General features: G+C 40.2%; 2 protein-coding genes and 2 pseudogenes. 2 read left to right on the plus strand and 2 right to left on the minus strand.

The features are described from left to right. Window positions 1-129, minus strand: a pseudogene (locus AB3112_RS10500) (ornithine carbamoyltransferase); the annotation flags it as partial. A gap of 356 nt (window positions 130-485) precedes the next feature. Then, window positions 486-1,721, minus strand: coding sequence for an arginine deiminase (gene arcA, locus AB3112_RS10505; RefSeq protein ID WP_054748964.1), 1,236 nt, complete (start codon window positions 1,719-1,721; stop codon window positions 486-488). Window positions 1,722-2,177: 456 nt separating this feature from the next. On the opposite strand from arcA, the pseudogene AB3112_RS10510 reads away from it, so the two are divergent. Next, window positions 2,178-2,369: pseudogene (locus tag AB3112_RS10510) on the plus strand (hypothetical protein); the annotation flags it as partial. Window positions 2,370-2,425: 56 nt separating this feature from the next. Beyond that, on the plus strand, window positions 2,426-2,661 hold a 236-nt coding region (locus AB3112_RS10515; RefSeq protein ID WP_367334456.1), incomplete at its 3' end, for a transposase.

Raw genomic sequence — 2,661 nt, forward strand, 5'->3', positions numbered from 1 at the left:
GCCAGCCTTTTTAAGTGCCTTCAAATGGAGACCAAAGTCGATCAAATATTCAAGTTCTGCGGCAGTAAAGTCTTTTTCAGCTAATACACTGCGGCCTTGAAATACGTTTTGTCTGAAGTCTTTTGTCATAATCGATTCTCCTTGATTAATGATGTTTTTGGGTACTGTGGATTTTTGTTTTCCGCTACCTATGACAGAGGGAATGTTCTCTGATACATGAGCACCCGTTCTCAATTCTTATAGTGGAAATGTGCTCCGACAAGCAACAATCTGCACATAAGCACCTTATTCAAAAATCCCCAAACCAGGATTTCTGAATAAGGAGACTTATGTTCCAGTTTCTAACCGCTTGGTTCCGCACTCTAAACGTGCTCCGACGACCCTGACCCCTACTGCATAAGTCAAAGCTGTCAATAATGAACAAAAAGCATTCATTATTGATACCTTTAACTTATGTTCCGGGGTCACCCGGGTCTCGTTGCACTCTAAATATCTTCCCGAACAATCGGGCAGCTCATACAACGTGGGCCCCCACGGCCTCTTGACAACTCACTTGAGATGACCTCAAGAACTTTTAAGCCATGTTTTCTTAGCAAATCATTTGATACATAGTTTCTGTTATACGTTACAACAACTCCTGGAGCGATTGCCAATGTGTTTGAACCGTCATTCCATTGCTCACGGCCGGCAATAATTGGATCGCCACCACCGGTTGGAATCAAGTCCAGATCATCGAGCTTCAATGCATCTTTTAAGACTGCCTTCAAATCTGTCCTGTGCTCCAGGTGAAGCTCACCTTCATTTTTACCTGGCGTAATTGTCCAAGTATCAATGTGGCCACCTTCGCCTAAGATTCCTGGATGAACCGTGAATTGGTCATAATTAATCATTGTGAACACAGTGTCCAAATGCATCATTGCGTGATTATGTGGAATCTTAATCGCAATGACTGTGTCAAAATGACCATCCTTAAATAAGTTCTTCGCAATATCTTGAATTGCGTCAGCAGATGTCCGTTGGGAAACGCCAATAGCCATCACATGGTCATTTAAGACTAATTCGTCTCCACCTTCGATCCGAGTATCGTGGTTTCGATCACGCCATACGTGAACGCCCTTGTTAGCAAACCGTGGATGGTGATCAATAATAATTTCATTAAACAAAGATTCACGTTGCCGGGCAGCAAACGTCATGTGGTTGATGCTCAATCCTTCGCCGATACATGCCGATGGATCACGGGTAAAGTACAGGTTAGGCATTGGATCCATGTAGAATTCATAGTCTTCTGTCTCAGCAGCACTCACTAAATCTGTTGGCACAAAATCAATTTCGTTCTTCCGAACCCCTTCCATGATCTTATTGACCATGTCTTGGTTGTTCATGCTGTCTAAATATTCTTTCAAGGCATCATGAATCGTGCCCGTTGCGTATCCGGATTCGGTTAACATTTGCTCTAAGAAGTCATCACGAACTTTGTCACCACCAGCATCCAATGCTTCAGCTGCCAGTTTTTCAAGGTAAAGGACTTCAATCCCGTTATCTCGAAGGGTGTCGGCAAAGTAATCATGTTCCTTTTGTGCAATTGGTAAATATGGAATGTCATCGAACAGTAAGCGTGGCATCATATCTGGGGTGAAGTTTTCAATTTCCCTACCAGGTCGTTTCAGTAATACCGTTTTGAGCTTACCGATTTCAGATGTTACATGAATTGGACTTGTCATTCTTGTTACCTCCTCTTCCTTTAAGTACAACTCTATCATAGCCTTTTTTGAAAACGCTATCGTACAATTTCTGTCATTGAAAACGAGAGATTTTTAACAGAATTAATCCGATAATTGCAAAGAGAACTTATTATTAATTTTTTGATTTAATAATCCCTTCACGAGTAAGAATAACCGGTTTTTTATACAATGTCTATTAATAAGATTAGAAGATAACGTTTTAATTAGAATATAAAAAAGCCGTGAACAATCAGTTTCTCCCGCAAATTAAGGATTCTCTCTAATTTGTTCGGTATAAATATGTTTACCATTCACAAAATATTCATCACCTACCAACAAATAATTCACACTTGTTGTGACAAAGTTACGTAAGATAAAACTTAAAATTTTAATCCATGGCTTGTCAGATTGCTGGTAAACACCGACAATAAAGATAATGATTTGGGAGGCATTTTCATGCAAACGAGTACTCATTTGAGAAAACGGACATTTAAGCTGCCAATTTTTTTGATTTATACGATTGCATTTGTTTCAATTTGCTTATTAACTTACAGCATCCCCTGGCTTGCCGGCAGAACATTGATCTGGAACGTTGACGGGATTGCCCAACATTTTCCAATTCTGGCGCAATTTCAGCGGATCTTAGAAGCTGTCCAAGATCTATGATTTTTGATATACTTCTATGTAAAAAGCGAGTTTAAGCTATGAAAAATTATCCCAGCAATATTACACGGCAACAATTTGAATTAATTCGACCAGCTTTAGAAAATTTTCGTAAGCGAACTAAGCCTCGAAAATATGACCTCTACGAGGTCTTCTGTGCGGTCCTATATGTCTTGAAAACCGGTTGCCAATGGCGTCAAGTCACCGGTGATTTCCCAGAATGGCGGTCAGTTTACAACTATTACAAAATTTGGTCAACTAAAGCTGAGCCTACGGC

The sequence above is a fragment of the Lentilactobacillus sp. genome (assembly GCF_040773105.1).
Taxonomy (GTDB): domain Bacteria; phylum Bacillota; class Bacilli; order Lactobacillales; family Lactobacillaceae; genus Lentilactobacillus; species Lentilactobacillus parabuchneri.